24 protein-coding genes are annotated in these 26,839 nt (G+C 73.9%); 19 read left to right on the top strand and 5 right to left on the bottom strand.

Translation table 11 applies throughout. The annotated features are described in order from the left end of the window. The first annotated feature begins 30 nt into the window (after window positions 1–30). Window positions 31–528, top strand: a complete 498-nt coding sequence (locus KBX06_RS04470; RefSeq protein WP_210832832.1) for a hypothetical protein — start codon at window positions 31–33, stop codon at window positions 526–528. A gap of 42 nt (window positions 529–570) precedes the next feature. On the opposite strand, the gene KBX06_RS04465 is transcribed toward KBX06_RS04470, so the two are convergent. Continuing rightward, window positions 571–1,572 (bottom strand): ABC transporter ATP-binding protein, encoded by a 1,002-nt coding sequence (locus tag KBX06_RS04465; protein ID WP_210832831.1) that lies wholly within the window; start codon window positions 1,570–1,572, stop codon window positions 571–573. Window positions 1,573–1,574: 2 nt separating this feature from the next. On the opposite strand from KBX06_RS04465, the gene KBX06_RS04460 reads away from it, so the two are divergent. The 4 genes from KBX06_RS04460 (at window position 1,575) to KBX06_RS04445 (ending at window position 6,260) form a co-directional block, all read left to right on the top strand. Continuing rightward, window positions 1,575–2,258 (top strand): ABC transporter permease, encoded by a 684-nt coding sequence (locus tag KBX06_RS04460; RefSeq protein ID WP_210832830.1) that lies wholly within the window; start codon window positions 1,575–1,577, stop codon window positions 2,256–2,258. Window positions 2,259–2,431: 173 nt separating this feature from the next. Next, window positions 2,432–3,154, top strand: a complete 723-nt coding sequence (locus KBX06_RS04455) for an ABC transporter permease (protein WP_210832829.1) — start codon at window positions 2,432–2,434, stop codon at window positions 3,152–3,154. A gap of 236 nt (window positions 3,155–3,390) precedes the next feature. Beyond that, window positions 3,391–4,395, top strand: a complete 1,005-nt coding sequence (locus tag KBX06_RS04450; protein ID WP_210832828.1) for a glycine betaine ABC transporter substrate-binding protein — start codon at window positions 3,391–3,393, stop codon at window positions 4,393–4,395. 62 nt (window positions 4,396–4,457) lie between these two features. Then, window positions 4,458–6,260 carry a hypothetical protein gene (locus KBX06_RS04445; protein ID WP_210832827.1) on the top strand — a complete coding sequence of 601 codons (1,803 nt, stop codon included), beginning with the start codon at window positions 4,458–4,460 and terminating at the stop codon, window positions 6,258–6,260. Between the two features lie 25 nt (window positions 6,261–6,285). Here KBX06_RS04445 and KBX06_RS04440 read toward each other — a convergent pair whose 3' ends face one another. Together KBX06_RS04440 and KBX06_RS04435 are read right to left on the bottom strand one after the other, a co-directional pair. Continuing rightward, window positions 6,286–7,455: an NADH-quinone oxidoreductase subunit D gene (locus KBX06_RS04440; protein ID WP_210832826.1), complete on the bottom strand. Its 1,170-nt coding sequence runs from the start codon at window positions 7,453–7,455 to the stop codon at window positions 6,286–6,288. Continuing rightward, window positions 7,452–8,570: an SAM-dependent methyltransferase gene (locus KBX06_RS04435; protein WP_210832825.1), complete on the bottom strand. Its 1,119-nt coding sequence runs from the start codon at window positions 8,568–8,570 to the stop codon at window positions 7,452–7,454. The genes KBX06_RS04440 and KBX06_RS04435 overlap by 4 nt, the downstream gene beginning before the upstream one ends. A gap of 186 nt (window positions 8,571–8,756) precedes the next feature. Here KBX06_RS04435 and KBX06_RS04430 point away from each other — a divergent pair, with 186 nt between their 5' ends. From KBX06_RS04430 to KBX06_RS04380, 11 genes are all read left to right on the top strand, one after another. Beyond that, window positions 8,757–9,710 (top strand): Rossmann-like and DUF2520 domain-containing protein, encoded by a 954-nt coding sequence (locus KBX06_RS04430; protein WP_210832824.1) that lies wholly within the window; start codon window positions 8,757–8,759, stop codon window positions 9,708–9,710. Between the two features lie 29 nt (window positions 9,711–9,739). Beyond that, window positions 9,740–10,588, top strand: a complete 849-nt coding sequence (gene panC / locus KBX06_RS04425; RefSeq protein ID WP_210832823.1) for a pantoate--beta-alanine ligase — start codon at window positions 9,740–9,742, stop codon at window positions 10,586–10,588. Between the two features lie 36 nt (window positions 10,589–10,624). Further along, on the top strand, window positions 10,625–11,050 hold the full coding sequence (panD, locus tag KBX06_RS04420; RefSeq protein ID WP_210832822.1) for an aspartate 1-decarboxylase: 426 nt from the start codon (window positions 10,625–10,627) through the stop codon (window positions 11,048–11,050). 169 nt (window positions 11,051–11,219) lie between these two features. Then, window positions 11,220–12,113, top strand: a complete 894-nt coding sequence (locus KBX06_RS04415) for a septum formation family protein (protein ID WP_210832821.1) — start codon at window positions 11,220–11,222, stop codon at window positions 12,111–12,113. 85 nt (window positions 12,114–12,198) lie between these two features. Then, window positions 12,199–13,893: an L-aspartate oxidase gene (locus KBX06_RS04410; RefSeq protein WP_210832820.1), complete on the top strand. Its 1,695-nt coding sequence runs from the start codon at window positions 12,199–12,201 to the stop codon at window positions 13,891–13,893. Continuing rightward, window positions 13,890–14,786: a carboxylating nicotinate-nucleotide diphosphorylase gene (gene nadC, locus KBX06_RS04405; RefSeq protein WP_210832819.1), complete on the top strand. Its 897-nt coding sequence runs from the start codon at window positions 13,890–13,892 to the stop codon at window positions 14,784–14,786. Before KBX06_RS04410 ends, nadC begins: the two co-directional genes overlap by 4 nt. Window positions 14,787–14,818: 32 nt before the next feature. Further along, window positions 14,819–15,577, top strand: coding sequence for a type III pantothenate kinase (locus KBX06_RS04400; protein WP_210832818.1), 759 nt, complete (start codon window positions 14,819–14,821; stop codon window positions 15,575–15,577). Window positions 15,578–15,783: 206 nt separating this feature from the next. Continuing rightward, entirely contained in the window at window positions 15,784–17,292 is a 1,509-nt protein-coding gene (gene lysS / locus KBX06_RS04395) for a lysine--tRNA ligase (RefSeq protein ID WP_210832817.1), read from the top strand. A 109-nt stretch (window positions 17,293–17,401) separates the two neighbouring features. Continuing rightward, on the top strand, window positions 17,402–17,752 hold the full coding sequence (locus KBX06_RS04390) for an Lsr2 family protein (RefSeq protein WP_165947879.1): 351 nt from the start codon (window positions 17,402–17,404) through the stop codon (window positions 17,750–17,752). A 462-nt stretch (window positions 17,753–18,214) separates the two neighbouring features. Beyond that, window positions 18,215–20,746 (top strand): ATP-dependent Clp protease ATP-binding subunit, encoded by a 2,532-nt coding sequence (locus tag KBX06_RS04385; protein ID WP_210832968.1) that lies wholly within the window; start codon window positions 18,215–18,217, stop codon window positions 20,744–20,746. Window positions 20,747–21,426: 680 nt separating this feature from the next. Then, window positions 21,427–22,077 (top strand): C39 family peptidase, encoded by a 651-nt coding sequence (locus KBX06_RS04380; RefSeq protein WP_210832816.1) that lies wholly within the window; start codon window positions 21,427–21,429, stop codon window positions 22,075–22,077. Window positions 22,078–22,328: 251 nt separating this feature from the next. On the opposite strand, the gene KBX06_RS04375 is transcribed toward KBX06_RS04380, so the two are convergent. Beyond that, on the bottom strand, window positions 22,329–23,228 hold the full coding sequence (locus tag KBX06_RS04375; protein ID WP_210832815.1) for an A/G-specific adenine glycosylase: 900 nt from the start codon (window positions 23,226–23,228) through the stop codon (window positions 22,329–22,331). Between the two features lie 147 nt (window positions 23,229–23,375). On the opposite strand from KBX06_RS04375, the gene KBX06_RS04370 reads away from it, so the two are divergent. The 3 genes from KBX06_RS04370 to KBX06_RS04360 all read left to right on the top strand — a co-directional run bounded on the left by KBX06_RS04370 (window position 23,376) and on the right by KBX06_RS04360 (window position 25,394). Continuing rightward, entirely contained in the window at window positions 23,376–23,888 is a 513-nt protein-coding gene (locus KBX06_RS04370; RefSeq protein ID WP_210832814.1) for a glycine cleavage system protein R, read from the top strand. Then, window positions 23,885–24,469: a peptide deformylase gene (locus KBX06_RS04365; protein ID WP_210832813.1), complete on the top strand. Its 585-nt coding sequence runs from the start codon at window positions 23,885–23,887 to the stop codon at window positions 24,467–24,469. The genes KBX06_RS04370 and KBX06_RS04365 overlap by 4 nt, the downstream gene beginning before the upstream one ends. A 181-nt stretch (window positions 24,470–24,650) precedes the next feature. Beyond that, entirely contained in the window at window positions 24,651–25,394 is a 744-nt protein-coding gene (locus tag KBX06_RS04360) for a hypothetical protein (protein WP_210832812.1), read from the top strand. A gap of 216 nt (window positions 25,395–25,610) precedes the next feature. Here KBX06_RS04360 and disA read toward each other — a convergent pair whose 3' ends face one another. Further along, a complete protein-coding gene (gene disA, locus KBX06_RS04355) occupies window positions 25,611–26,792 on the bottom strand; it encodes a DNA integrity scanning diadenylate cyclase DisA (protein WP_210832811.1) in 1,182 nt (393 codons plus the stop codon). Window positions 26,793–26,839: the final 47 nt, after the last annotated feature.

Genomic DNA, 26,839 nt, shown 5'->3' with positions numbered 1-26,839 from the left:
TCCCGCGGTCCGCCGGGAACTGATCCGATCATGGCGCTCACCAACCCGTCACGGACCGGCGGTCGCTACGGGACGGCGGCGGGCACGGGCGCGCTCGCGGCCCTCCTCCTGGTCGCGGTCTGCGGCAGTCCGGCGTACGTCGGCTGGGCCGCCGGCACCGACCCGAACTCCGCCGGCGGCTGGTACCTGCAACTGCTCTCCTGGCCGGCGTGGCACTTCAGCGGCAACGGGGCCACCGGCGGCCTGTTCGTGGCGAACCTGCGGGCCGTCCTGCTGGTCATCTTCGCGGCGATCTTCCTCTACCTGCTGCCCGCCTCGCAGGTCGCCCGGGTGCAGGGGTCGCAGACGCAGTTCTTCTCCGGCTGGGCCGCTTACGTCCTGGCCAGCGGCTTCGCCTCGCTGCTCGCCGCCGTCCTCGGCCCGGAACCGTCGGTGCTCACGGCGATCCAGGCGGGCGGCGCCGGCGCGACGTACGGCTTCCTCGCCGGCTGGATCATCGGCACCGCCAGCCTCGGCGGCCGCGCCTGACCGGGCCGCCTCTCGCCGCTCCGGGCCGGACCCGGTCGTCCCTCACCCCTCGGGGTCACCCAGTTCGAGCAGCCGCGACCGGCTGAGCACGCCGACCGCCCGACCCCCGTCGGTCACCACGACCCGGTCGGCGGCCGAACTCAGCAGCACCCCCAGCGCGTCGTACGCCGAGCCGCCGAGCGGCATCGTCGGCAGCCCGGTCACCCCGGTCTCCGGCAGCGGCTCGACGGCCTCGCCGGTGACGGGGGTGACGGCCAGTCGGCGGATGCCCCGGTCGGCGCCCACGAACTCGCGGACGAAGGGCGTGGCGGGCGTGCCGAGCACGGCGGCAGGGGTGTCGTACTGCTCCAGGTGCCCGCCCTCGGAGAGCACCGCGATCCGGTCGCCGAGCCGGACCGCCTCGTCCAGGTCGTGGGTGACCAGCACGATGGTCTTGCGCATCTCGGCCTGCAGGCGGAGGAACTCCTCCTGCAACCGGGTGCGCACGATCGGGTCGACGGCCGAGAACGGCTCGTCCATCAGCAGCACCACCGGGTCGGCGGCGAGGGCCCGGGCCACCCCGACCCGCTGCCGCTGCCCGCCCGAGAGTTCGTGCGGGTAGCGGCGGCCGAACGTGGCCGGGTCGAGCCCGACCAGTTCCAGCAGCTCGTCGACCCGACGACGGCTGCGCTGGCGGGGCCAGCGGAGCAGCCGGGGCACGGTGGCGACGTTGGCGCTGACCGTCTGGTGCGGAAAGAGTCCGACGTTCTGGATCACGTAGCCGATCCGGCGGCGCAGCCGGACCGGGTCGACCCGGGTGACGTCCTCGCCGCCGAGCAGGATCCGGCCGCCGGTCGGCTCGATGAGGCGGTTGACCATTCGGAGCACCGTGGACTTGCCGCAGCCCGACGGTCCGATCAGCACCGCCAGCTCACCGGCGGCGATGTCAAGGCTCAGCTCGCGTACGGCCTCGGTGCCGTCCGGGTAGCGCTTGCGGATGCCCTCCAGCGTGATCGACGCCGCACGCGGTTCGGCGGGGGCGGTGCCCTCCGGGGTAACGTCCACACATGTCCTTCCGCCTGAGCTACCGGGCCGACCCGGGTAACCCCTGGTTCTCCTGGCAGTACGTGCGGGACAACTCTGACACGATCCTCGCGGCCGTGCGTGAGCACGCCTCGCTGACCGTACGCGCGGTGCTGATCGCCGCCCTGATCGCGCTGCCGCTGGCGGTGGCAGCGTACTGGTACCGCTCGCTCGCCGGGCCGGTCATGGCCCTCACCGGGGTGCTCTACACGGTGCCGTCGCTGGCGCTCTTCGCGTTCATCGCCCCCTACCTCGGCATCGGCGCGCTGACCGCGCTCAGTGTGGTGGTCCTCTACGCGCTGCTGGTGATCGTCCGCAACGCCGTCGCTGGGCTCAACCAGGTGCCCCCCGAGGTCCGCGAGGCGGCCGAGGGGATGGGGTACGGCCGCTGGGACCGACTGTTGCGGGTCGAGTTGCCGCTGGCCCTGCCGGGCATCCTCACCGGGCTGCGGCTGGCCACCGTCTCCACGGTCGCCCTGGTGACCGTGGGCGTGGTGATCGGGCGCGGCGGTCTCGGGCAGCTCATCTTCGCCGGCTTCCAGAACAACTTCTACAAGGCCCAGATCATGACGGGGACGCTGCTCTGCGTGCTGCTCGCCCTGGTGCTCGACCTGGCCCTGGCCGGCGCGGGACGGCTGCTGACCCCCTGGCTGAAGCGGGCCCGGTGAGCGCGAGGAACGTAGCGCAGCGGAGTCCCGTAGTCGTGAACGGAGAGGTGGCTCGGTGAGCGCGAGGAACGTAGCGCAGCGGAGTCCCGCAGTCGTGGACGGAGAGGTGGCTCGGTGAGCGCGAGGAACGTAGCGCAGCGGAGTCCCGCAGTCGCGAAGGGAGGGCGGGCCCGGTGAATCCGGTCGAGGCGGCGCTGGTCTGGCTCAACGATCCGCTGAACTGGACGAACCCGGGCGGCATCCTGGAGCGGCTCGGCGAGCACCTGTCGATGTCGGCGGCGGCGGTGGCGCTCGGCTGCCTGATCGCCTGGCCGATCGGGCTCTGGCTCGGGCACACCAACCGGGGCGGCGGCCTGGTGGTGCTGGTGTCCAACGTGTCGCTGGCCGTCCCCACGCTCGCCCTGCTCACCATCCTGCCGCTGACCTTCCTCGGCTTCGGCCGGCCGTCGGTGGTGGTCGCGCTTGCCGTCTTCGCGGTGCCGCCGCTGCTGGCCAACGCGTACACGGGGGTGCGGCAGGCCGACCCGGAGGCCCGGGACGCGGCGCGCGGGATGGGCTTCTCCGGCTGGCAGTTGCTGCGCCGGGTCGAGCTGCCGCTGGCGGTGCCCTACCTGGCGGCCGGGTTCCGCACGGCGGCGGTGCAGGTGGTGGCGACCGCGGCGCTGGCGTCCTTCGTGAACGGCGGCGGCCTCGGCCAGATCATCCGGGCGGGCTTCGGGCTGGACATCGCGGCTGGCGGCGGTCAGATCATCGCCGGCGGTGTGCTGGTGGCAGGGCTTGCCATCCTGCTGGAACTGGTGCTGGCCCGGGTCGAGCGGCTGGTGACGCCGCACCCGCTGCGGGCCGACCGCCGTCGGGCGCGCCGCCGGGCGGCGCAGGCGGTGGCCGGCGGCTGAGCGGGTCCGCCCGCCCCGACGCCGCGCGGACGGCGAATCCGGCTCACCTCTGGTGACGATCCGGTGACAAACTCCGCCCCGGGTTGTCGGCCCCGCGTGGAAAATGTTGGGGTGGGAATCCGGGCGGTCGCAAGCGGGCCGTCCGTGGGACACAGCGGGCGGCCGGACCGGAGATCGCCCGTCGGACACGCGGCCGGCCCGGCAGGGCCGCGCCGGGACACGGAAGGCGGGCATCGATGCGCGCACGTAGAAGCCTGGTCGTCGGTGCGGTGGGAGCCCTCGCCGCGGCGGGGCTGCTGACCGGCTGCGGCGACGCCGGTTCCTCCGGCACGGACGCCCCGGAGCAGGCGGCCTCCGGGGCCGGCTGCGCGCCGGTCGCCGGTGACCGGCTCGTCGTCCTCGACGACGACAAGAAGCTCCAGAACACCGACAACGTCATCCCGGCGATCAACGCCGACGCGGCCAACCCGCAGTTGATCGCGGCGCTGGACAAGGTCTCCGCCGCGCTCGACACGCCAAAGCTGGTCCAGCTCAACAAGGCCGTCGACGTCGACCGCAAGACGGCGCAGAAGGCGGCCGAGGAGTTCGCGGCGGCCAACGGCGTCACCGCGGGCATCGCCAAGGGGCCCGGCGGGCAGATCGTGATCGGCGCGGCCAACTTCACGGAGAACCAGATCCTGGCCGAGCTCTACAAGATCGCCCTGACCGCCGCCGGCTACGACGCCAAGGTGCAGCAGATCGGCAACCGCGAGCTCTACGAGCCGGCCCTGGAGAAGGGCGAGATCCAGGTCGTCCCCGAGTACGCGGCGACCATGGCCGAGTTCCTCAACACCAAGGAGAACGGCAAGGACGCCGCGCCGGTGTCCTCGCCGGAGCTGGAGAAGACCGTCGCGGCGCTCAAGACGGCCGGCGACAAGGTCGGCCTCGTCTTCGGCACGCCGGCCGCGGCGCAGGACCAGAACGCGTTCGCCGTGACCCAGGCGTTCGCCGACAAGTACGGCGTCCGCACGCTCTCCGAGCTGGCCGACAAGTGCTCGGGCCAGGCGACGGTGCTGGCCGGGCCGCCGGAGTGCCCGCAGCGGCCGAAGTGCCAGGCGGGGCTCGTCCAGGTCTACGACTTCAAGGCCGGCTCGTTCAGCTCGCTGGACCAGGGCGGCCCGCAGACCAAGAACGCGTTGAAGACCGGGGCCGCGAGCGTGGGCCTGGTGTTCTCCTCGGACGGCGCGCTGGCCGTCGGCTGATCCCCGGCGGGGCCCCGTTCACCCTTTCCCGGGCGGCAGGAGTCTCGGTAGGCTGCGGACCCATGCCAGCCCCGGTCGCTTCCGCCGACAAGCGCAGCCTGTCGCTGCTCACCGTGCTCTTCTGGGTCGGTGTCGCCCTGGCGCCGGTGGCGGCCTTGATCCTGCTCGTCGCCGACAGCAACGGTCCGCTGCGGTTCGCGGCCGTGCTCGCCATTCTGGCCGTCGTCCTCATCGGCCTGTCGATCGCGCTGCGCGCCGACGGCGCGGGCCCGGCCCGGACCGACGAACTGCTGGACGAGATCGAGCACCTCCGCCGCGAGTTGCGTGGCGAGATCGTGGCCGCCGCCCAGCGCGGCAACCAGGCACTCGACCACGCCCAGCGGGCCCAGGAGGAGGTCACCGCGCTGCGTCGGCGGCTGGACGCCAGCAGCGCCGCGCTCGCCGGGGTCGACGCCCCGGCCGCCTCCGGCCGGGCCCGGGCGTCCGTCGACGACGCGGTCGCCGGCCGGAGGCGGGTGCCGGACCAGGACGACGCGGCACCCCGCCCGGGGCGTACCGACCGGGACGACGAGGAGCCCGCCCGCAGGCCGCGGCCGGCTCCGCGCGCCGAACGGCCCGCGCCCGGCCCGGCCGGCGGGTACGGCGCGGACCGGCCGGCCGGGGGAGCGGCTGGCGGGTACGGCGCGGAGGAGCCGGCCCCGGCACCGGCCGGCGGGTACGCGCACCGGCCGGCGGCCGGTGGCAAGGCCGGGGTCTACGGGGCGGCCCGGCCGGCGGAGCCGGGAAGTCAGCCCGTGGCCCGCCCGCTCGGGGTGGTGCGGCACACCGAGACCGTGCACGTCACCACCCGGCACACCGTCGTCGACGGTGCCGCGTCCGATCCCGGGGACCGGGGCGCGCGGTACGGCGGCGGGTACGCGGGGCGCTGGGCGCCGACGCCGGAGGAGCGGCCGTGGTCGGGCGAGCCGGACGACCGGTCCTGGGCCGGCCACGGGCCCGCCGACGCGGACGACGGGCCCCGTCACGACGACCGGCCCCGTCACGACGACCGGCCCCGTCACGACGACCGGCCCCGGGACGACGACCGGTCACGCCGGGACGACGACGGGGCACGGCCGGGGCCGGGGGGCGCCCCGGACGACCGGGCCCGTTCGGACCAGCCCGGTGACGCGGAGTGGTCGGTCCAGCGCGACGGCCGGGGGTGGTCCACCCCGCCCGGTGCGCGGGAGTGGTCGGCCCAGCGTGGCGACCGGGAGTTCCCGGGCCGGCACGACGAGCGCGGGCAGCAGTGGGACGCCCCCGCACGGGGCAGCGCGGGCGGACCGGGCTGGGGGGCGCCGGCCGGACCGCCCGGGCGCGGCCGGTCGTACCCGCCCGACGAGGCGGGGGCGGAGGGCGGGGAGTACTGGTCGCAGCTGCGCGCCGGGGACCGGTGGGCCGCCGTGCGGGACGACGAGCGGGGTCGTGAGCTGCGGGTCGGGGAGCGGCGTGCCGAGGTGCACGCGGACGACAACGGCACCGAGTACCGGGTCGCGGGCCGTTGGGCGACGGTCCGGCGGGACGAGCCGCGCCGGGGCCGGGACCGGGCGGACGACGGGTGGCGCGGCGGCTGGCCGGAGCCGGACGACGCCCCGGCCCTGCCGGCCGGCGGGGTGCCGGTGCCCGACGAGTGGCGCCCGCCCCGCCAGCGGGAACTCCAGCCCGAGGGGCGGTACGACGCCCGCCAGCCCGAGGCACGCCACACCCGCCGGGCGGAGCCCGAGCCGGAGCGGTACGGCCGGCGGCAGGACGAGCACTACGGCTACCCGCCGCAGGACGACGAGCCCTCGGCGGGCGGCGTCCGCTCCGCCGACCGCTGGCGTTGACCGCGCCGGCCGCCCCGGGCGGGGATCACTTGTCGATGTCGCCCACCACGAAGAACATCGAGCCGAGGATGGCGATCAGGTCCGGGACCAGGCAGCCGGGGAGCAGGGTGGCCAGCGCCTGCACGTTCGCGTACGAAGCGGTGCGCAGCTTCAGCCGCCACGGCGTCTTTTCGCCCCGGGAGACCAGGTAGTAGCCGTTGATGCCGAGCGGGTTCTCCGTCCAGGCGTAGGTGTGCCCCTCGGGAGCCTTGAGCACCTTCGGCAGCCGGGTGTTGATGGGCCCGGTGAGCCGGTCCACCCGGTCCAGGCACTGCTCGGTGAGGTCGAGTGAGGCGTACACCTGGTCGAGCAGCACCTCGAAGCGGGCGTGGCAGTCGCCGGCGGTCTTCGTCACCACCGGCACGTCCAGCTGGTCGTAGGCCAGGTAGGGCTCGTCACGGCGCAGGTCGAGGTCGAGGCCGGAGGCCCGGGCGACGGGCCCGGACGCGCCGAACGCGGCGGCGTCCGCCGCGGAGAGCACCCCGACGCCGACCGTACGGGCCAGGAAGATGTCGTTGCGCCGGATGAGGTTGTCCAGGTCCGGCATCCGTCGGCGGACCTCGGCGATGGCGGCCCGCACCCGGCCGGTCCAGCCGGCCGGCACCTCCTCCTTGAGCCCGCCCACCCGGTTGAACATGTAGTGGATCCGGCCGCCGGAGACCTCCTCCATGACCGCCTGGATGGTCTCCCGTTCGCGGAACGCGTAGAACATCGGCGTGATCGCGCCGATCTCCAGGGGGTAGGAGCCGAGGAACATCAGGTGGTTGAGCACCCGGTTCAGCTCGGCCAGCGCCATCCGCAGCCAGGTGGCCCGTTCCGGCACCTCCATGCCCATCAGCCGCTCCACGGCGAGCACCACGCCCAGCTCGTTGGAGAACGCCGAGAGCCAGTCGTGCCGGTTGGCCAGCACGATGATCTGCCGGTAGTCGCGGACCTCGAAGAGCTTCTCCGCGCCCCGGTGCATGTAGCCGACGACCGGCTCGCAGGCCACCACCCGCTCGCCGTCGAGCACCAGCTTCAGTCGGAGCACGCCGTGCGTGGAGGGGTGCTGCGGCCCGATGTTGAGCACCATGTCGGTGCCGAGTTGCTCCCCGCCGGCCCCGGTGCCGACGGTCAGCTCGCGGAGGTCGCCGGCGTCCGTGGTCATGACCGTCATCGTGCCATGAACCGCCCGGGGTCGACGCCGACCGGTTGCCGCAGCCACCAGTGCCCGCCCAGGCCGGCCGGATCGGTCAGCTCGGCCACCGCCGACGCGGCGGCGAGCGCCCGCACGTAGCCGGCCGGGTCGCCGACGGCCAGGCTCAGCGGCGGTCGCCCGCCGTCGGCCCCGAGCGCCCGCAGCGCCTCCCGCTGCGACACCAGGTCGTACGCGCACCGGGCGACCGTGGCACCGGCGGAGGCGACCGAGTCGACGGCGACGTGCGCGGTGACGTCGCGGCTCCCGTCCGGCACCGGCGGCACCTGCCGCCCGCCCCGGTACCCGGTCAACGTCCCGTCCACGGGTCGGCCGTCGCGCAGGTGCCCGTAGTCCACGGCCAACGCCAGCCCCCGGTCGACCCTGTCGACCGCCTCGGCCCAGGCGTCGTCGCGCGTCCGGCCGATCTCGGCCCGCACCGCCGCAGGAGGTTCCGGGCAGCCCGACCCGGTCGGACCGGTCCCGTCGACTCCGGCCGCCGGCACCGGCCACCATCGGGCCAGCCAGTCCGCGTCGGCGGGGTCGACCGGGTCACCGACGGTCTCCTCGCCGGTGGCCGGGTCGACCAGCAGGTAGCGCCAACCCTCGGCGGTGTGCACCGCGACGTCGAGCGGCACGTTGTCCAGCCACTCGGTGGCCACCAGCAGCCCGGTGATCCCGGCGGGGATCTCGTCAAGCCAGTCGATCCCGTCGGGCAGGTCGACCGGTCGGGAAGCCTTCTCGACCGCGGTGAGGCGTACCCGGAAGGCGAGCGGAACCGACGCGGAGGGAGCGGGACCGGCGGACGACGGGCCGGACGGGGCCGAGGGCCGGGCGGCGGCCGGGGGAGTCCCCAGCGCGGCGGAGAGCGCGCGCAGCAGCTCACCGCGGCCGGCACCCACGTCGACGACGTCGAGCCGGTCCGGGTGGCCGAGGGCGGCGTCGACCTGCCCGACGAGCCGCAGCAGCGCGGCGGCGAAGGCCGGCGACGCGTGCACGCTGGTGCGGAAGTGGTCGGCCGGCCCCGACCCGGCGACGAAGAAGCCGCCCGGCCCGTAGAGCGCCCGTCGCATCGCGTCCCGCCAGCGGATCGACATCGGTTCCTTCCTCGTGCGGCGTGCGTCACCCCGGGCCGACCCTACGCAGCCGCCCGGGGTCGACCGCCCGTCCCCGGGCCGGCGGTGCCGTCGGTGAACGTTTTCACACATCCTTGTCCCGCTTCCGTGGCCCCGGCGCATACTTGCGATCGACCGGTACCCCTTCTCGAGGACTGGATCGTCGCCATGAGCGCAACCCCGCGCCCGCGCCCGGCCGCCCCCCACGGGGCCGCCGCACCGCCGGCCGCCACCCCCCGTTTCCTCACCGCCGGCGTCGTCGGCTCCGGCCGGGTCGGTGCCGTACTGGGCGCCGCCCTCGTCGCCGCCGGCCACCGGGTCGTCGCCGCCACGGCCGGCTCCGGCGCCTCCCAGGCCCGGGCGGCGCTGCTGCTTCCCGGGGTGCCCCGCCGCTCCGCCGACGCCGTGGCGCGGGCGGGCACCGACCTGCTGCTGCTCGCCGTGCCCGACGACGCGCTCGCCGGGGTGGTCGCCGCCCTGGCCGGCTCCGGCGCGCTGCGCCCCGGGCAGGTGGTCGCGCACACCTCCGGCGCGCACGGGCTGGCCGTGCTCGCGCCGGCCGCCGCGGCGGGGGCCCGGCCGCTCGCCCTGCACCCCGCGATGACCTTCACCGGTACGCCGGACGACCTCGCCCGGCTGGCCGGCATCTCGTACGGGGTGACCGCCCCGGCGGAGCTACGCCCCCTGGCCGCCCGGCTGGTCGCCGACCTCGGCGGGGTGCCGGAGTGGGTCGGCGAGGCGGACCGGCCGCTCTACCACGCGGCGCTGGCGCACGGCGCCAACCACCTGGTGACCCTGGTCAACGAGGCGGCCGACCGGCTGCGCGACGCCGGGGTGACCCAGCCGGAGAAGGTGCTCGCCCCGCTGCTGCGGGCCGCCCTGGAGAACGCGCTGCGCCTCGGCGACGACGCGCTGACCGGGCCGGTGTCCCGGGGCGACGCCGGCACGGTCGAGCGGCACCTGGTCCGGCTCGCCGCGACCGCCCCCGAGTCGGTCGCGCCCTACCTGGCCCTGGCCCGTCGTACGGCCGACCGGGCCATCGCGGCGGGCCGGCTGCGGCCGGTCGACGCGGAGTCGCTGCTCGGCGTGCTCGCCGGCGACCGGCGGGAGGTGGCGGCGTGACCGGGCCGACGGTGGACGGAGGGGACCGCGTGACGGAAATGGTGCACGGCCGCGCCGAGCTGGCGGCGGCCCGGGACGGGCTGAAGGGCACCGTCGGCGTCGTGATGACCATGGGCGCGCTGCACTCCGGGCACGAGGCGCTGCTGCGGGCGGCCCGGGAGCGGGCCGACCACGTGATCGTCACGATCTTCGTCAACCCGTTGCAGTTCGGCCCGAACGAGGACTTCGACCGCTACCCGCGCACGCTCGACGCCGACCTGGAGATCTGCCGGCGGGCGGGCGCGGACCTGGTCTTCGCCCCCTCGGTGGCGGACATGTACCCGGACGGCCAGCCCCGGGTCCGGGTCGACCCGGGCCTGCTGGGGGAGGACCTGGAGGGGCAGAGCCGCCCCGGGTTCTTCCACGGGGTGCTCACCGTGGTGCTGAAGCTGCTCCAGCTCACCCGCCCCGACCTGACGTTCTTCGGCGAGAAGGACTACCAGCAGCTGACCCTGGTACGGCGGATGGCCCGGGACCTCGACGTGCCGGTCGAGGTGGTCGGCGTGCCCACGGTTCGGGAGCCGGACGGGCTGGCCCTGTCCAGCCGCAACCGCTACCTCTCCCCGGCCGAGCGGGCGGCCGCGCTGAGCCTGTCGGCGGCGCTGCGCGGCGGGGCCGCGGCGGCCGACGGGGGCGCCGACGCGGGGGCGGTGCTCGCCGCCGCGCACGCGGCCTTCGGCACCGGTACGCCCGGCGTGCGTCTCGACTACCTGGTGCTCACCGACCCGGACCTGGAGCCGGGGCCGGTCTCCGGGCCGGCGCGGCTGCTCGTCGCCGCCTGGGTGGGCGCCACCCGGCTGATCGACAACGCGGCGATCCGGCTCGCCCCCCGTTCCTGAACCTGGCCCCCGCCACCCTCCGCGAAAGGCACCCCGATGCTGCGCACCATGCTCAAGTCGAAGATCCACCGCGCCACGGTGACCCAGGCCGACCTGCACTACGTGGGCTCGGTGACCGTCGACGAGGACCTGCTCGACGCCGCCGACCTGATCCCCGGCGAGCAGGTGGCGATCGTGGACATCACCAACGGGGCACGGCTGGAGACGTACGTGATCCCGGGCGAGCGGGGCAGCGGCGTGATCGGCATCAACGGCGCCGCCGCCCACCTGGTGCACCCGGGGGACCTGGTGATCCTCATCTCGTACGGGCAGATGGACGACGCCGAGGCCCGGTCGTACCGGCCCCGGGTGGTGCACGTCGACGCCGACAACCGGGTCGTCGAGCTGAACACCGACCCGACGACCGCCGCCCCCGGCACCGCCGGCGCTCCCGTCCCGAACCCCCTCGCCGCCGCGGTCTGACCCGGGCGCCCCGCCACCTCGCGCGGCGTTCTGTGGCCGTTCGTCCATTTTCGTGCCCCTGGAGGCGGCCGATCGCCGAAGTGGGCGTGCGTGCGATCTGTCACCGGAAGGTCGTCCCTGGGTAGTCTGGTTGCCCGTCGACAGACGCGGGTGGCTGGGGGAGGCCGCGATGCGCCGTGCGATGAGTGCCCTGCTCGCTGCCGTCGCCACGGCCTCGCTCCTGGTCGGGTGCGCCGACGGCGGCGGGCTGGACGGCGACCTGGTCGACGACTGGGCGGCCCCGCCCGCCGCGGGGCCCTTCACCCCGGCCGCCGGGGTGTGCCAGGTCGCCGACTTCGTCGAGGTGGTGACCCTGGCGGCGTACGCGCCGGTGGACTGCGCCGCGCCGCACCGGGTCGAGACCGTGCACGTGGGCGCCTTCCCGGCCGGACGGCCCGCCCCGCCGCCGGGCGGCTCGGCCGAGTTGCGGGGCGCCTTCGCCGACTGCGACACCCGGGCGACCGGTCACGTGGGCGCCGACTGGCGGGCGGGGCGGCTCCGGCTGGCGGTGGCGGTGCCGTCCGGGGCGGGCTGGGCGGCCGGCGCCCGCTGGTACCGGTGCGACCTGACCGAGGTGAGCACCGTCGAGGCCGCCGCCACGGTGGTGGTCCGCACCGGCAGCCTCCGGGACGCGCTGCGGGGTCCGTCCCCGCTGCGCCTGGGCTGCCAACGGGCCCGCTCCGGCGGCGGGTCGGTACGGACGCTGCTCCCGGTCGACTGCGCCACCCGGCACGACGCCGAGTTCGTCGGGGTGTGGCGGGCACCCGACCGTCCGTACCCGACCCGGGCCGCCGACTGGGCCCCGCTGTACGCCGGCTGCCGCTCCGTGCTCGGCCGCTACGTGGGGGTGCCCGACGACGCCGACCTGCGCTTCCGCAGCGGCGTGGTGGTCCGTCCGCCGGGGGCCGGCCGGTGGCGCGTCGGCGACCGGGGTGTCCGCTGCTACCTCTGGCTCGACGACCGTACGGTGACCGGCTCGCTACGGGGCGCGGGGCCGGCGGCCCTGCCGGTCCGGACGAGGTAGCGCCCACCGGGCCGGACCCCATGGCCCAAACCACTCGTCCCGCCCCCGCCGCCCCTCGCGAGGGCCCTTCGGGTTGACTGTGGGCATGGAACTTCCGACCGTCGACCTGCCGGCGCTGCCCAGACTGCTGGCCGCCCCCGCGCCCGGCTGGGTGGAGACCACCGACGTGATCGTGGTCGGTTCCGGGGTGGCGGGCCTGACCGCCGCGCTGCACCTGCGCGAGGCCGGGCTGCACGTCACCGTGGTTACCAAGGTCAACATCGACGAGGGGTCGACCCGTTGGGCGCAGGGCGGCATCGCCGCCGTGCTCGACCCGCACGACACCCCCGCCGCGCACGCCTCGGACACCGAGATCGCCGGGGTCGGGCTCTGCGACCCGGCGGCGGTGCGGGTGCTTGTGGAGGAGGGCCCGACCCGGCTGCGCGAGCTGATGCGGATCGGGGCGGAGTTCGACCGCAACGCGGACGGCTCGCTGATGCTCACCCGGGAGGGCGGGCACCGGGCCGACCGGATCGTGCACGCCGGCGGCGACGCGACCGGGGCGGAGGTGCAGCGCGCCCTGCACGCCGCCGTGCGCCGCGACCCCTGGATCCGGCTGGTCGAGCACGCCCTGGTGCTGGACCTGCTGCGCGCCCCAGGGGAATCCCCGGACGGGCTCGGCCCGGCGTGCGGCATCACCCTGCACGTGCTCGGCGAGGGCAGCGAGGACGGCGTGGGCGCCATCCTGGCCCGCGCGGTCGTCCTGGCCACCGGCGGGATGGGCCAGATCTACGCGGCCACCACCAACCCGGCGGTGTCCACCGGCGACGGGGTGGCCCTCGCGATCCGGGCCGGCGCGGCGGTGACCGACGTGGAGTTCGTCCAGTTCCACCCGACCGCCCTGATCACCCCGGCCGGTGCCGGCGTGCCCGGCGCCGGGCACGCCCAGCAGCCGCTGGTCTCCGAGGCGTTGCGCGGCGAGGGCGCCCACCTGGTCGACGGCGACGGCAGGCGGTTCATGGTCGGGCAGCACGAGCTGGCCGAGCTGGCGCCCCGGGACGTGGTGGCCAAGGGCATCCACCGGGTCCTGCTGGCGACCGGGGCGGAGCACGTCTTCCTCGACGCCCGGCACCTGGGCGGCGACTTCCTGGCCCGGCGCTTCCCGACCATCGTCGCGTCCTGCCTGGCCATCGGGGTCGACCCGGCGACGGACCTGATCCCGGTCGCCCCGGCCGCGCACTACGCCTCCGGTGGCGTCCGCACCGACCTGCGCGGCCGCACCTCCATCCCCGGGCTGTACGCGTGCGGCGAGGTCGCCTGCACCGGCGTGCACGGCGCGAACCGGCTGGCCAGCAACTCGCTGCTGGAGGGGCTCGTCTTCTCCCGGCGGATCGCCGAGGACATCGCGGCCGGGCTGCCCGAGCAGGCCCAGCCTGCCCCGACCGGCGCCTGGGTGGGTGGCGAGGGCTGGGTGGTGCCGGCCGATGCGACGCCGACCCTGCAACGGGCGATGACCCGGGGCGCGGGCGTGCTCCGCTCGGCGGACACCCTCGCCGGGACCGCCGGTGTGCTGACCGGGCTCGGTGAGGGCCGGGGCCGGCCCCGGACGGCCGACTGGGAGGCGACGAACCTGATCACCGTGGCGTCGACGCTGGTCGCCGCCGCGTACGCCCGCCGGGAGACCCGGGGCTGCCACTGGCGGGAGGACTTCCCGGCGGCCGACGAACGGTGGCACGGCCACCTGGTCGGCGCGGTCGGGGCGCAGGGCCGGCTGACGCAGACGTGGGAGGGGACCCGATGACGGAGTCGACGCAACGGGCACTGCGGGACGCGGGACTGGACCCGGCGCAGGTGCGGCGGGTGATCTCCGACGCGCTCGCCGAGGACCTGGGGCCGGACCTGCTCGACGTCACCAGCGTCGCCACCATCCCGGCCGGGCAGACCGACACGGCCGACCTGGTGGCCCGCGCCGACGGCGTGGTGGCCGGGCTGGCCGTGGCGGCGGCCGTGTTCGAGCTGGTGGGCGAGGCGACCGGCGCCGGCCGTACGGCCGAGGTGTCGGTGGTGGCCCAGGACGGCGCGCGGGTGGCGCGCGGCGACGTGCTGGCCACCGTGACCGGCCCGACCCGGCTGCTGCTCACCGCCGAGCGGACGGCGCTCAACCTGCTCTGCCGGATGTCCGGGGTGGCCACCCACACCCGGGCCTGGGCGGACGCCCTGGCCGGCACGAAGGCGATGGTGCTCGACACCCGCAAGACCACGCCGGGCCTGCGCGCCCTGGAGAAGTACGCGGTCCGTGCGGGCGGCGGCACGAACAAGCGGATGGGCCTGCACGACGTCGCGATGGTCAAGGACAACCACAAGTTCGCGGCGGGCGGCATCACCGCGGCCTTCCGCCGGGTCCGGCAGACCTTCCCCGACGTGCCGGTGCAGGTCGAGGTCGACACGGTCGCCGAGGCCGTGGAGGCGGTCGAGGCCGGGGCGGACTTCCTGCTGCTGGACAACATGACCCCGGAGATGCTCACCGAGGTGGTCGCGTCGGTGGGGGACCGGGCGGAGCTGGAGGCCACCGGCGGGCTGACCCTCGACGTGGCGGCGCGCTACGCGGCGACCGGCGTCGACTTCCTGTCCGTCGGGGCCCTGACGCACTCCTCGCCGATCCTCGACATCGCCATGGACCTGCGCACCGGGTGAACCGGCGGTCGGCCGTTGTCTAGGCTGCGTGCGTGCTGCTCTGCATCGACATCGGAAACACCAACACCGTGCTGGCGACCTTCGACGGCGACAAGCTGGTGCACTCCTGGCGGATCAAGACCGATGCGCGCTCGACGGCCGACGAGCTGGGCCTGAAGTTCCGCGGGCTGCTCGCCGGGGACGCGGTCGAGATCACCGGGGTCGCGGCCTGCTCCACCGTGCCGGCCGCGCTGCGCTCGCTGCGCACCATGCTGGCCCGCTACTACGCGGACCTGCCGAGCGTGATCGTCGAGCCCGGGGTGCGCACCGGGGTGCAGCTCGCCATCGACAACCCGAAGGAGGTGGGCGCCGACCGGGTGGTGAACACCCTGGCCGCCTACACCCTCTACGGCGGGCCGTCGATCGTGGTCGACTTCGGCACCACCACCAACTTCGACGTGATCAGCGGCCGGGGCGAGTTCCTCGGCGGCGCCTTCGCCCCGGGCATCGAGATCTCCTTCGACGCGCTCGCCGCCCGGGCCGCCCAGCTGCGCAAGGTGGAGGCGACGAAGCCCCGCTCGGTGATCGGCAAGAACACCGTCGAGTGCCTCCAGTCCGGCCTCTACTTCGGCTTCGCCGGGCAGGTGGACCGGATCGTCGAGCGGATGATCGAGGAGTTGGGCGAGGTGAGCGCCGTGATCGCCACCGGCGGGTTGGCCTCGCTCGTGATCAACGAGTGCCGCACGATCACCCACCACGAGCCGATGATCACCCTGATCGGCCTGCGGATGGTCTACGACCGTAACGTCTGAGCCCCGGCCGCCACCGGGTCGGGCACCGACCGGGCCGCGGCGCCGTCGGGCCCGACGCACGGACGTTCGGTACGGCGACGAGGTCGCGCGGGACGGCCGGAAGTGGGGCCGGTCATGCGGGCCGGTCATCCCGTAACGCCCCGCGAGCGCCTTGAGTACGCTCGGGGCCTGACCCCGCCCGAAATCTCCTCCTGAGGAAGCGTGCCGTGACCGAGCAGAACCCCGTGCCAGTCGATCCCGCCGACGACCTTCCCGAGCAGATGAAGGTCCGCCGGGAGAAGCGGGACCGGATGCTCGCCGAGGGCGTCGAGCCGTACCCGATCGGGTTCCCCCGCACCAGCACGCTGGCCGACATCCGTGAGAAGTACGCGGAACTGCCCACCGACACCGCCACGGGCGACCGGGTCTCGGTCACCGGCCGGGTGATCTTCGTACGCAACACCGGCAAGCTCTGCTTCGCCACCCTCCGCGACGGCGACGGCACGGAGTTGCAGGCCATGCTCTCCCTCGACCGGGTCGGCGCCGACCGGCTCAACGACTGGAAGCGCCTGGTCGACCTCGGTGACCTCGTCGGGGTGACCGGCGAGGTGATCACCAGCCGGCGCGGCGAGCTGTCCGTGCTGGTCGAGCAGTGGGCGGTCACGGCGAAGGCGCTGCGCCCGCTGCCGGTGGCGCACAAGCCGCTGAGCGAGGAGGCGCGGGTCCGGCAGCGCTACGTGGACCTGATCGTCCGGCCGCAGGCCCGCCAGATGGTGCGCACCCGGGCCGCGACGGTGCGCAGCCTGCGCGACTCCCTGCACGGCCGGGACTTCATCGAGGTGGAGACCCCGATGCTCCAGCTGCTGCACGGCGGCGCGGCGGCCCGGCCTTTCGTGACCCACAGCAATGCACTCAGCACCGATCTGTATCTGCGAATCGCGCCGGAACTGTTTCTCAAGCGGGCCGTCGTGGGGGGCGTCGACCGGGTCTTCGAGATCAACCGCAACTTCCGTAATGAGGGTGTCGACTCTTCGCACTCGCCCGAGTTCGCGATGCTCGAGGCATACGAGGCGTACGGCGACTACGACACGATGGCCGAGCTGACCCGGAATCTCGTGCAGCAGGCGGCGATCGCGGTCGGCGGGTCGACCGTGGTGACGCACGCCGACGGCCGGGAGTTCGATCTGGGCGGCGAGTGGCGCTCGGTGACCCTCTTCGGGGTGCTTTCCGAGGCGCTCGGCGAGGAGGTCACCGTACGCACCGAGCGCGCCCGGCTGGTGGCGTACGCCGACAAGGTGGGGTTGGCGGTCGACCCGAAGTGGGGGCCGGGCAAGCTGGCGGAGGAGCTGTTCGAGGAACTGGTCGTGCCGGGCCTCGATGCGCCCACCTTCGTCCGTGACTACCCGGAGGAGACGAGCCCGCTGACCCGGGCGCACCGCAGCGAGCCCGGACTGGCCGAGAAGTGGGACCTCTACGTGCTCGGTTTCGAGCTCGGCACCGCCTACTCCGAGCTGGTGGACCCGGTGGTGCAGCGGGAGCGGCTGGTGGCCCAGGCCCAGCTCGCCGCCCGCGGCGACGACGAGGCCATGCGGCTGGACGAGGACTTTCTCCGGGCGATGGAGTACGGAATGCCGCCGGCCGGGGGTATGGGAATGGGAATCGACCGGCTGCTGATGGCGCTCACCGGCCTGGGAATTCGGGAAACCATCCTCTTCCCCCTGGTTCGCCCGGAGTAGTCGCGCATCTCCACCGGGTCGTTACCGCATCCTATTGACGCGGCAAGCGTCGCACGGGTTATTGTGCTTGCAGTTTGCAGGAGCACCCTGCTCGAAAGGAATGTGCGACGTGGCCAAGCAGATCATTCATAAGCTGGTCGATGACCTGGACGGCGGGGACGCTGACGAGACGGTCAAGTTCGCGCTCGACGGCGTTCAGTACGAGATCGACCTGTCGAGCTCGAACGCCGAGAAATTGCGCGACGTATTCGCTTCGTACATCGCCCACGGCACCAAGGTGGGCAGGGGCGGCGTCGTCGTCGGCGGTCGGGCCGCACGCGGTCGGGGTGGCGCCACCGCCGACCGGGAGCAGAACAAGGCGATCCGCGCCTGGGCCAAGAAGGCCGGCAAGGACATCTCCGACCGGGGCCGGATCCCCCAGGAGATCGTCGACGAGTACCACGCCAAGGCCGGTCACTGACCGGGACCAGTGACGGGCGACACCGACGCCGGACCGGAGCGCGACTCCGGGCCGGCGTCGCCGTATCCGCCCGGGACCGCGCCCGAGGGGGAAGAATTCCGTCCCGACGGTCGTTGTCCACAGCCGGTGGAGAGTCTGTCCACAGCCTGTGGACAGGCTCCCGGGCGGTCCGGATCCGGGCCGTGTCGGCGCTGGCGCGACCCCCGTGACGGGTTCCGCGACCGTGCCGAATTTCGCTCTGCGCGTACAGGTAGGGGTACCGGAACACCCCCTGAGCGCGGACGGTTGTCCAAAACGACGCGTACACGGCCGCCGGCGGGGACACACGACCTCAGCGGAGTCGGTTCGCGGCGATAGAGTAAGGAGGCACGGACGCCCGTCCCGGTCGTCCGCGCACCGGCCCCGCCACGACTTCTTGACCATCAAGATCGAGTGCGCACGGCACGTGAGGAGCACGAGGGCATGTTCGAGCGGTTCACCGACCGAGCGCGACGGGTTGTCGTCCTGGCCCAAGAAGAGGCCCGGATGCTCAACCACAACTACATCGGTACGGAACACATCCTGCTGGGCCTGATCCACGAGGGTGAGGGCGTCGCCGCCAAGGCTCTGGAGAGCCTCGGCATCTCGCTGGAGGGCGTGCGACAGCAGGTCGAGGAGATCATCGGCCAGGGCCAGCAGGCGCCGAGCGGGCACATCCCGTTCACGCCGCGGGCCAAGAAGGTGCTGGAGCTGTCACTGCGCGAGGCGCTCCAGCTCGGCCACAACTACATCGGCACGGAGCACATCCTGCTGGGCCTGATCCGCGAGGGTGAGGGCGTCGCCGCCCAGGTGCTGGTCAAGCTCGGCGCCGACCTCAACCGGGTCCGCCAGCAGGTGATCCAGCTGCTCTCGGGCTACCAGGGCAAGGAGCCGGCCGCGGCGGGCGCCGCGCCGGGCGAGGCCGCGCCGTCCACCAGCCTCGTGCTGGACCAGTTCGGCCGCAACCTGACCCAGGCCGCCCGCGAGGGCAAGCTCGACCCGGTCATCGGGCGCGAGAAGGAAATCGAGCGGGTCATGCAGGTGCTCTCCCGCCGTACCAAGAACAACCCGGTCCTGATCGGTGAGCCCGGCGTCGGCAAGACCGCCGTGGTGGAGGGGCTGTCCCAGAAGATCATCAAGGGCGAGGTGCCCGAGACGCTGAAGGACAAGCAGCTCTACACGCTCGACCTCGGTGCCCTGGTCGCCGGTTCCCGCTACCGCGGTGACTTCGAGGAGCGCCTCAAGAAGGTGCTCAAGGAGATCCGCACCCGCGGCGACATCATCCTTTTCATCGACGAGATCCACACTCTGGTCGGCGCGGGTGCCGCCGAGGGCGCGATCGACGCGGCGAGCATCCTCAAGCCGATGCTGGCCCGCGGCGAGCTGCAGACCATCGGCGCGACCACGCTCGACGAATACCGCAAGCACCTGGAGAAGGACGCCGCCCTCGAGCGCCGCTTCCAGCCGATCCAGGTGGGTGAGCCGTCGCTGGCCCACACCATCGAGATCCTCAAGGGCCTGCGCGACCGCTACGAGGCGCACCACCGGGTGAGCATCACCGACGCCGCTCTCGTGGCCGCCGCGACGCTGGCCGACCGCTACATCTCCGACCGCTTCCTGCCGGACAAGGCGATCGACCTGATCGACGAGGCCGGTGCCCGGATGCGGATCCGCCGGATGACCGCGCCGCCGGACCTGCGCGACTTCGACGAGCGCATCGCCCAGGTGCGTCGCGACAAGGAGTCCGCGATCGACGCGCAGGACTTCGAGCGCGCCGCCCAGCTGCGCGACAAGGAGAAGCAGCTCCTCGGCCAGAAGGCCCAGCGGGAGAAGGAGTGGAAGGCTGGTGACCTGGACGTCGTCAGCGAGGTCGACGACGAGCAGATCGCCGAGGTGCTCGGCAACTGGACCGGCATCCCGGTCTACAAGCTGACCGAGGAGGAGACCTCGCGCCTGCTGCGCATGGAGGACGAGCTGCACAAGCGCGTCATCGGCCAGGAGGACGCGGTCAAGGCGGTCTCGAAGGCGATCCGGCGCACCCGGGCCGGCCTGAAGGACCCGAAGCGCCCCTCGGGCTCGTTCATCTTCGCCGGCCCGTCGGGTGTCGGTAAGACCGAGCTCTCCAAGGCGCTGGCCGAGTTCCTCTTCGGCAGCGAGGACGCCCTCATCCAGCTCGACATGTCCGAGTTCCACGACCGCTACACGGTCTCCCGGCTGGTGGGTGCCCCTCCCGGCTACGTCGGCTACGACGAGGGCGGCCAGCTGACCGAGAAGGTGCGGCGTCGGCCGTTCTCGGTGGTCCTCTTCGACGAGATCGAGAAGGCCCACCCGGACGTGTTCAACACGCTGCTGCAGATCCTGGAGGACGGTCGGCTCACCGACGGTCAGGGCCGGATCGTGGACTTCAAGAACACGGTCATCATCCTGACCACCAACCTGGGCACCCGCGACGTCGCCAAGGCGGTATCGCTCGGCTTCCAGGCGTCGGAGGACTCCGAGTCCAACTACGACCGGATGAAGCAGAAGGTCAACGACGAGCTCAAGCAGCACTTCCGGCCTGAGTTCCTCAACCGGATCGACGACACCATCGTCTTCCACCAGCTGCGCCAGCAGGAGATCCTCTCGATCGTCGACATCATGATCCAGCGGATCGAGGGCCAGCTGCGCAACAAGGACATGGGTCTGGAGCTGACCGACAACGCCAAGAAGTACCTGGCGAAGAAGGGCTTCGACCCGGTGCTCGGTGCGCGTCCGCTGCGTCGCACGATCCAGCGCGACATCGAGGACAACCTCTCCGAGCGGATCCTCTTCAACGAGCTGACCCCGGGTCAGATCGTGGTGGTGGACTGCGAGGGCGACCCGGAGAACACCGACAAGTCCAAGCTCATCTTCACGGGCGCGGAACGACCGGCCACCGTGCCGGACGCCGTCCCGGCCGACCTCGGTGGCACCGCCGCCGCCGGCGCGGACGAGTAGGGCTCAGCAGCAGGAAGGGCGGCGGCCCGGTGGCAAAGCCACCGGGCCGCCGCCCTTTCTTCTGCCCTCGGCCCCGCACCCCCAGTCACCTGCCCCACGGACCGCTCCCCGCCCCAACCGGACCGCCCCACCCGTTTCACCCGCCCCGCCGCACCCCACCCGGCCCGCCCAAGCCCGCCCTCACCGCCCGCCCGTGCCCGGGCTCAACCCACACCTCGGGTCGGTCATGCAATCGTGGTGCCGTTGGTGGCCCATTCGGGCGTTCTGCGGTACACCACAACCGCATGGTCGAGGCGGGCGTAGGGCAGCAGGTCAGGTTTGGCTTGTTTGTGAACGTATGTCCGGCTGTGTCGGCTTCGCGGTGGCGGTCGCCACCGGCCCGGCGGGCATGGGCCGGGGGGCCGGGGCGTTGTAACCATCGTGAGCGCGTGGACTCCGGCCGCTCGGCCGGTCGGCGGCCGGAATGCCGGCCCGCCCCGCGTCGTTACACCCCCCGACACGGATGGGCTGGAGCGTGGCCGCCGGAATGCGTGGCCCGCCCGGCCGGTTACATCCCCCGGGACGCGCCCCGGCCCCGCGCCGGGGACATGCCTGACGTAGAACCTTTCCTCGCCTGTGGCACACCCGCCCCCCTTCCGGCGTGTGTCCAGGTACCCCCGATCGAAAGGTGCCTTGTCATCATGCGTACCGACATCCTGCGTAGGACCGCCCTGACCGCTGCCGGGCTCGCCTTCACCGGCGGCGCCATCGCCGGCCCCGTCACCACCGCGCACGCGGCCCCCGTCGACAACAAGCCCGCCTCCACCGCCCAGGACCGCAAGGGCGGCGAGCGTGAGCTCGGCGTGCGCTACGAAGCCCAGCCCAACTTCTACTACTGCGGCCCCGCCGCCGCCCGCAACGCCCTCAGCGTCCAGGGCAAGAACATCGACGTCGACGCCATGGCCAAGCTCATGGGCACCACCGAAGCCGGCACCAACTCCATCAACGACATCACCCCCGTCCTCAACAAGGAAACCGGCCGCGACGCCTACCAGTCCGTCGAGATCCGCGACCCCGCCGCCGACGACACCCAGACCGACAAGCTGCGCGCCGACATCGTCACCGCCATCGACGAAGGCCACGCCGTGGTCGCCAACATCGCCGGCACCGCCACCGACACCGACGGCACCACCCACTCCTTCGAAGGCGGCCACTACATCAGCGTCGTCGGCTACCGCGACAACGGCAACACCGTCACCATCGCCGACTCCGCCGACCCCGACCAGGCCACCTACCGCATGAGCATCGACAACCTCGCCGACTGGACCGCCACCCGCGGCTACACCGCCTGACCCGACCGCGACCACACGCACCACGACAGGAACGACGACAAGGGCCGGCCCCGACACGGGGACCGGCCCTTTCGTCTTGCCGATGTCGCCAGCGCGGCTTGGGGCGGGCCGCCTCGGGTCGTGCTGACCTGAGCTGTGCCGGGGCGCCGGGTCGCGCCGGTCGCGTCGGGCCGGTTCGCGTCGGGCCGGGTCGCCTTGGGTCAGGCCGCGTCGGGCCGGGTCGCGTCGGGCCGGGTCGCGTCGGCCCGGGGTCAGCCCACCGGGACCGGTGGCCCGTCCCCGACGAGGCGGAACGAGGATCCGCCGACCGGCTCCACGAGACCGTCCCGCACCAGGCCGGTGAGGGCCCGGGAACGCTGGACGTCGTCGGCCCACACCTGGTCGAGCCGCTGGTGTGGCACCGGCCCGATCGCCTCCCGCAGTACGCCGAGCAGCAGCCCGCGTACCTGGCGGTCGGTGCCGGCGTACCGCTGGGGGCGGCGGGTCGGGCCCGCGGGCGCCTCGCGTCCGGACGCGCGCCAGGCGCAGACCGACTCGACGGGGCAGGCCCCGCAGCGCGGCGACCGGGCGACGCAGACCACCGCGCCCAGTTCCATGAAGGCCGCGCTGGCCAGTGCGGCGGCGGCTGGCTCGGTGGGGAGCAGCTTCTCGGTGGCGACCAGGTCGGCCGGTCGGGTCACCGGGCCGGCGTCCGGCTCGCCGGCGATCGCCCGGCAGACCACCCGTCGTACGTTGGTGTCGACCACCGGGTGCCGCTGACCGTAGGCGAACGCGGCCACCGCCCGGGCCGTGTAGGTGCCGACGCCCGGTAGGGCCAGCAGTTGCTCCAGCCGGTCCGGGACCCGGCCCCCGTGGCGCTCGACGATCGCCGCCGCGCAGTCCCGTAGCCGCACCGCGCGGCGGGGGTAGCCGAGCCGCCCCCACATCCGGATCGCCTCGGCGGGGCTGTCCGCCGCCAGTGCGGCCGGCTCCGGCCAGCGCGCCAGCCAGGCCTCCCAGGCGGGGAGCACGCGTACGACCGGCGTCTGCTGGAGCATGACCTCGCTGACCAGGATGGCCCACGGGCTCACGTCGGGCCCGCGCCAGGGCAGGTCGCGGGCGTTCTCGTCGTACCACCGGCTGACCAGGGTGGCGAAAGTGGGCTCAGTCATCGCGCCGCCGATGATGTCACGCGATCCGTCGGCCGGGCGGTGCGGGCGACGACGCCGCGACGGGTGCGTGCGGCGTACCGTCCCGCTGGCTGGGCGGGACGGGCGGGGTGCTGTGGCGGTGGCGGACGGATCGGGCAGAATGCCCGGATGAACGAGCTCGCGATCACCGTCATCGGCCGGGACCGGCCGGGCATCGTGGCCGACGTCGCCGAGGTGCTGGCCCGGCTCGGCGCGAACCTCACCGACAGCACGATGACCCGGCTGCGGGGGCACTTCGCGATGACCCTGATCTGTGTGGGACCGGCCGCCGCCGACGTCGAGGCCGCGCTGGCGCCGCTCTCCGCCGACGGCCAGCTGCTGGCGACCGTACGCGCGGTCACCCCCGACGGTGAGACGGCTCCCGCCGGCGAGCCGTACGTGATGGCGGTGCACGGCGCGGACCGGATGGGCATCGTGGCGGCCATGACCCGGGTGCTCGCCGATGCCGGCGGCAACGTCACCGACCTGAGCACCCGGCTGGCCGGTGCGCTCTACGTGGTGGTGGCCGAGGTGGAGTTGCCGCCCGGTACGGCGGACGAGCTGGCCGGCCGGTTGACGACGGCGGCTGCGGAGCTGGGCGTCGGGGTGACCCTGCGCCCGGCAGATCCGGACGTGCTGTGACCGCCGGCGGGCACGGCCCGGAGGGCGGGACGTACGCCGGCCTCGGCGACTGGAGCCCGGATTCCCTGGGCGTGCCGGGGGAGGTGCGGCCGGTGGTGTCCGCTCCGGAGCCGGTGCTCACCTACGTCGGCGGCGAGGTGGATCCGACCGCTGCGGAGACCGTACGGCTGGCCGCCGACCTGATCGCCACCATGCGGGTGTCGCCGGGCTGCGTCGGGCTGGCCGCCCCGCAGATCGGCGTGGCCGCGCGGGTCTTCGCGGTGGACGTGGTCGGCCACCCGAAGGCGCTCACCGTGCACGGCACCTTCGCGCTCTGCAACGCGCGGGTCGTCGAGGCGAGCCGGTGGAAGGTGGCCCGCGAGGGCTGCATGTCGGTGCCCGACCTGACCGGGGACGTCAAGCGGGCGAGCCGGCTGGTGGTGGAGGGCGTGCTGCCCGGCACGGGCCGGTCCGTACGGCTGGTGACGGACGGGTTCGAGGCGCGGGCCCTCCAGCACGAGATCGACCACTGCGCCGGCCTGCTCTTCCTCGACCGGGTCGCCGGCGCTCACGCCATCTACCAGCGCAAGGTGTACCTCTGAGTGGCGCCGCTGTGGGGACCGAGCGTCGTCGACGGGACACGTTCGGCAGGCAACGCGACCTTCGGGCCCTCGGCGGCGGCCAGCTTGACCGTCGCAGGTGGAGGGTGGGCGCGGTGAGCCTCGGCGGACTCGGCGCGTCGCGCGGCGCTGGCGTGCCCCGCGCCGCTACGGTGGGGGCATCATGCGTCTGACGGTCGGCCCCCTGCCACCCGCCGTTTACTGGCGGCGTCGCGCCGTCGTACTCGGAGCGGGGCTTCTCTTCCTGATTGTCCTGCTCTATTCGTGCACCGGTTCGAGCCGGAACGCGAACAAGGGCGGCGACGCGCAGCCCTCCGCGGGTGCGACGTCGTCCGGTGCCTCGCCGGAGCCCACCGGCTCGGTGCTCACCCCGCAGACCGGGGCACCCCCGCCGGGAGCGTCGGACGGCCCTGACGCCGGCGGCCCGTCGGGCGGTTCCGCCGGCGATCCGCCGGGCGGCGCCAGCACCGATTCGCCGCCGGTGGCGCCGGTCGTGCCGGCGGCCGACGACGGCACCTGCACCGACGCCGAGCTCACGGTGACCCCGGTGGCCCAGCCCGCCTCGGTGGTCCGGGGGGCAGTGGTGAACCTCCAGCTCAAGATCAAGAATCGTTCGGGGCGGACGTGCAGCCGCGACGTCGGCGCCGACGTGCAGGAGTTGTTCATCAAGTCGGGGGCCGAGAAGATCTGGTCCTCCGACACCTGCGGCACCGGCAAGGGCTCCGACGTGCAGTCCTTCACGCCGGGCTTCGAGCGCTCCTACCAGGTGGGCTGGAACGGCCGCGACACCACCAGGTGCGCCAACGGGGTGGCGGCGGGCCCCAACCCGCCGGCCGGCACCTACCAGGTCTTCGCCCGGGTCGGCACCAAGCACAGCGAGCCGGTCAAGCTCACCGTCACCGGCTGACCGCCCGTACGCCCCGCGGTGCCCTCGGCCCGGCCGTCAGCGGGCGCCGGGCGATCAGGAACGACCCGCCTCGGCCGGCTGGTCGGCCCAGCGCCGCCAACTGCTCGACGCTGCCGGTGCCGGGCCGCTGGGCACCACGGCCTGCGGCCCGCCAGGACACGGGCCGCTCCGGTGCGTGCGCCGTTCGCCGCCGGGGCGGGTCGAGGCCCCGGCCGGTCAGACGTAACGTTCGAGGATCGACGCCTCGGCGAGGCGCGACAGCCCTTCGCGGACGCCCCGGGCGCGGGCGTCGCCGACCCCCTCGACGGCCTGGAGATCCTCGACCGTGGCCCCCAGCAGGCGCTGGAGGCTGCCGAAGTGCACGACGAGACGGTCGACCACGGTCACCGGCAGCCGGGGCACCTTGGCCAGCAGCCGGAAGCCGCGCGGGCTGACCGCCGCGTCGAGCGCGTCGGACGCGGCCGGGTAGCCGATCGCCTTGGCGACCGCGACCAGGTCGATCAGCTCGGTCGCGCCGAGCAGATCCAGCTCCACCAGCGCCTCGTCGAGGGTGCGGGACTTCCGGCCGGCCGGCAGGTAGTCCCGGATCACCAGGGTGCGGTCGGCGTCGACGCCGGCCATCAGCTCGTCGAGCTGGAGGGCCAGCAGCCGGCCGTCGGTGCCCAGCTCCACCACGTAGCCGGCGATCTCGTCGGCGATCCTGCGGACCATCTCCAGCCGCTGCACCACCGCGACCGCGTCCCGTACGGTGACCAGGTCCTCGATCTCCAAGGCGGAGAGGGTGCCGGAGACCTCGTCCAGCCGGAGCTTGTAGCGCTCCAGCGTGGCGAGTGCCTGGTTGGCGCGGGACAGGATCGCCGCCGAGTCGTCCAGCACGTGCCGCTGGCCGTTGACGTAGAGGCTGATGATCCGCATCGACTGGCTGACCGAGATCACCGGGTAGCCCGTCTGGCGGGCGACCCGCTCGGCCGTGCGGTGCCGGGTGCCGGACTCCTCGGTCGGGATGGTCGGGTCGGGCATCAGGTGCACGGCAGCCCGCACGATGCGGGTGCCGTCGCTGGAGAGCACGACCGCGCCGTCCATCTTGCACAGCTCCCGGACCCGGGTGGCGGAGAACTCGACGTCGAGCGGGAACCCGCCGGTGCAGAGACCCTCGACCACCTTGTCGTAGCCGAGGACGATCAGCGCGCCCGTCCGGCCGCGCAGGATGCGCTCGAGGCCGTCGCGCAGTGCGGTGCCCGGAGCCATCAGGGCCAGGTTCGCCCGCAACGGGTCGCCGGCGCCCCCGGCGCCCCCGGTCACGCTCACGCTGATCGGGCGGGCGGGGGAGCCCACGGCGCCGGTGCGGGCGTGGGGTGTCGCGCCGGCAGGCTTGGCGGTGTCGCGGTCGATCGGCACGGGCACAGTCTACGGACTGCCCTGCGGTGGGTGCTGTCGTGGTTACT

The organism is Micromonospora sp. C31 (genome assembly GCF_018070575.1).
Taxonomy (GTDB): Bacteria; Actinomycetota; Actinomycetes; order Mycobacteriales; family Micromonosporaceae; genus Micromonospora.
This window is presented reverse-complemented; position numbering and strand designations above follow the sequence as displayed.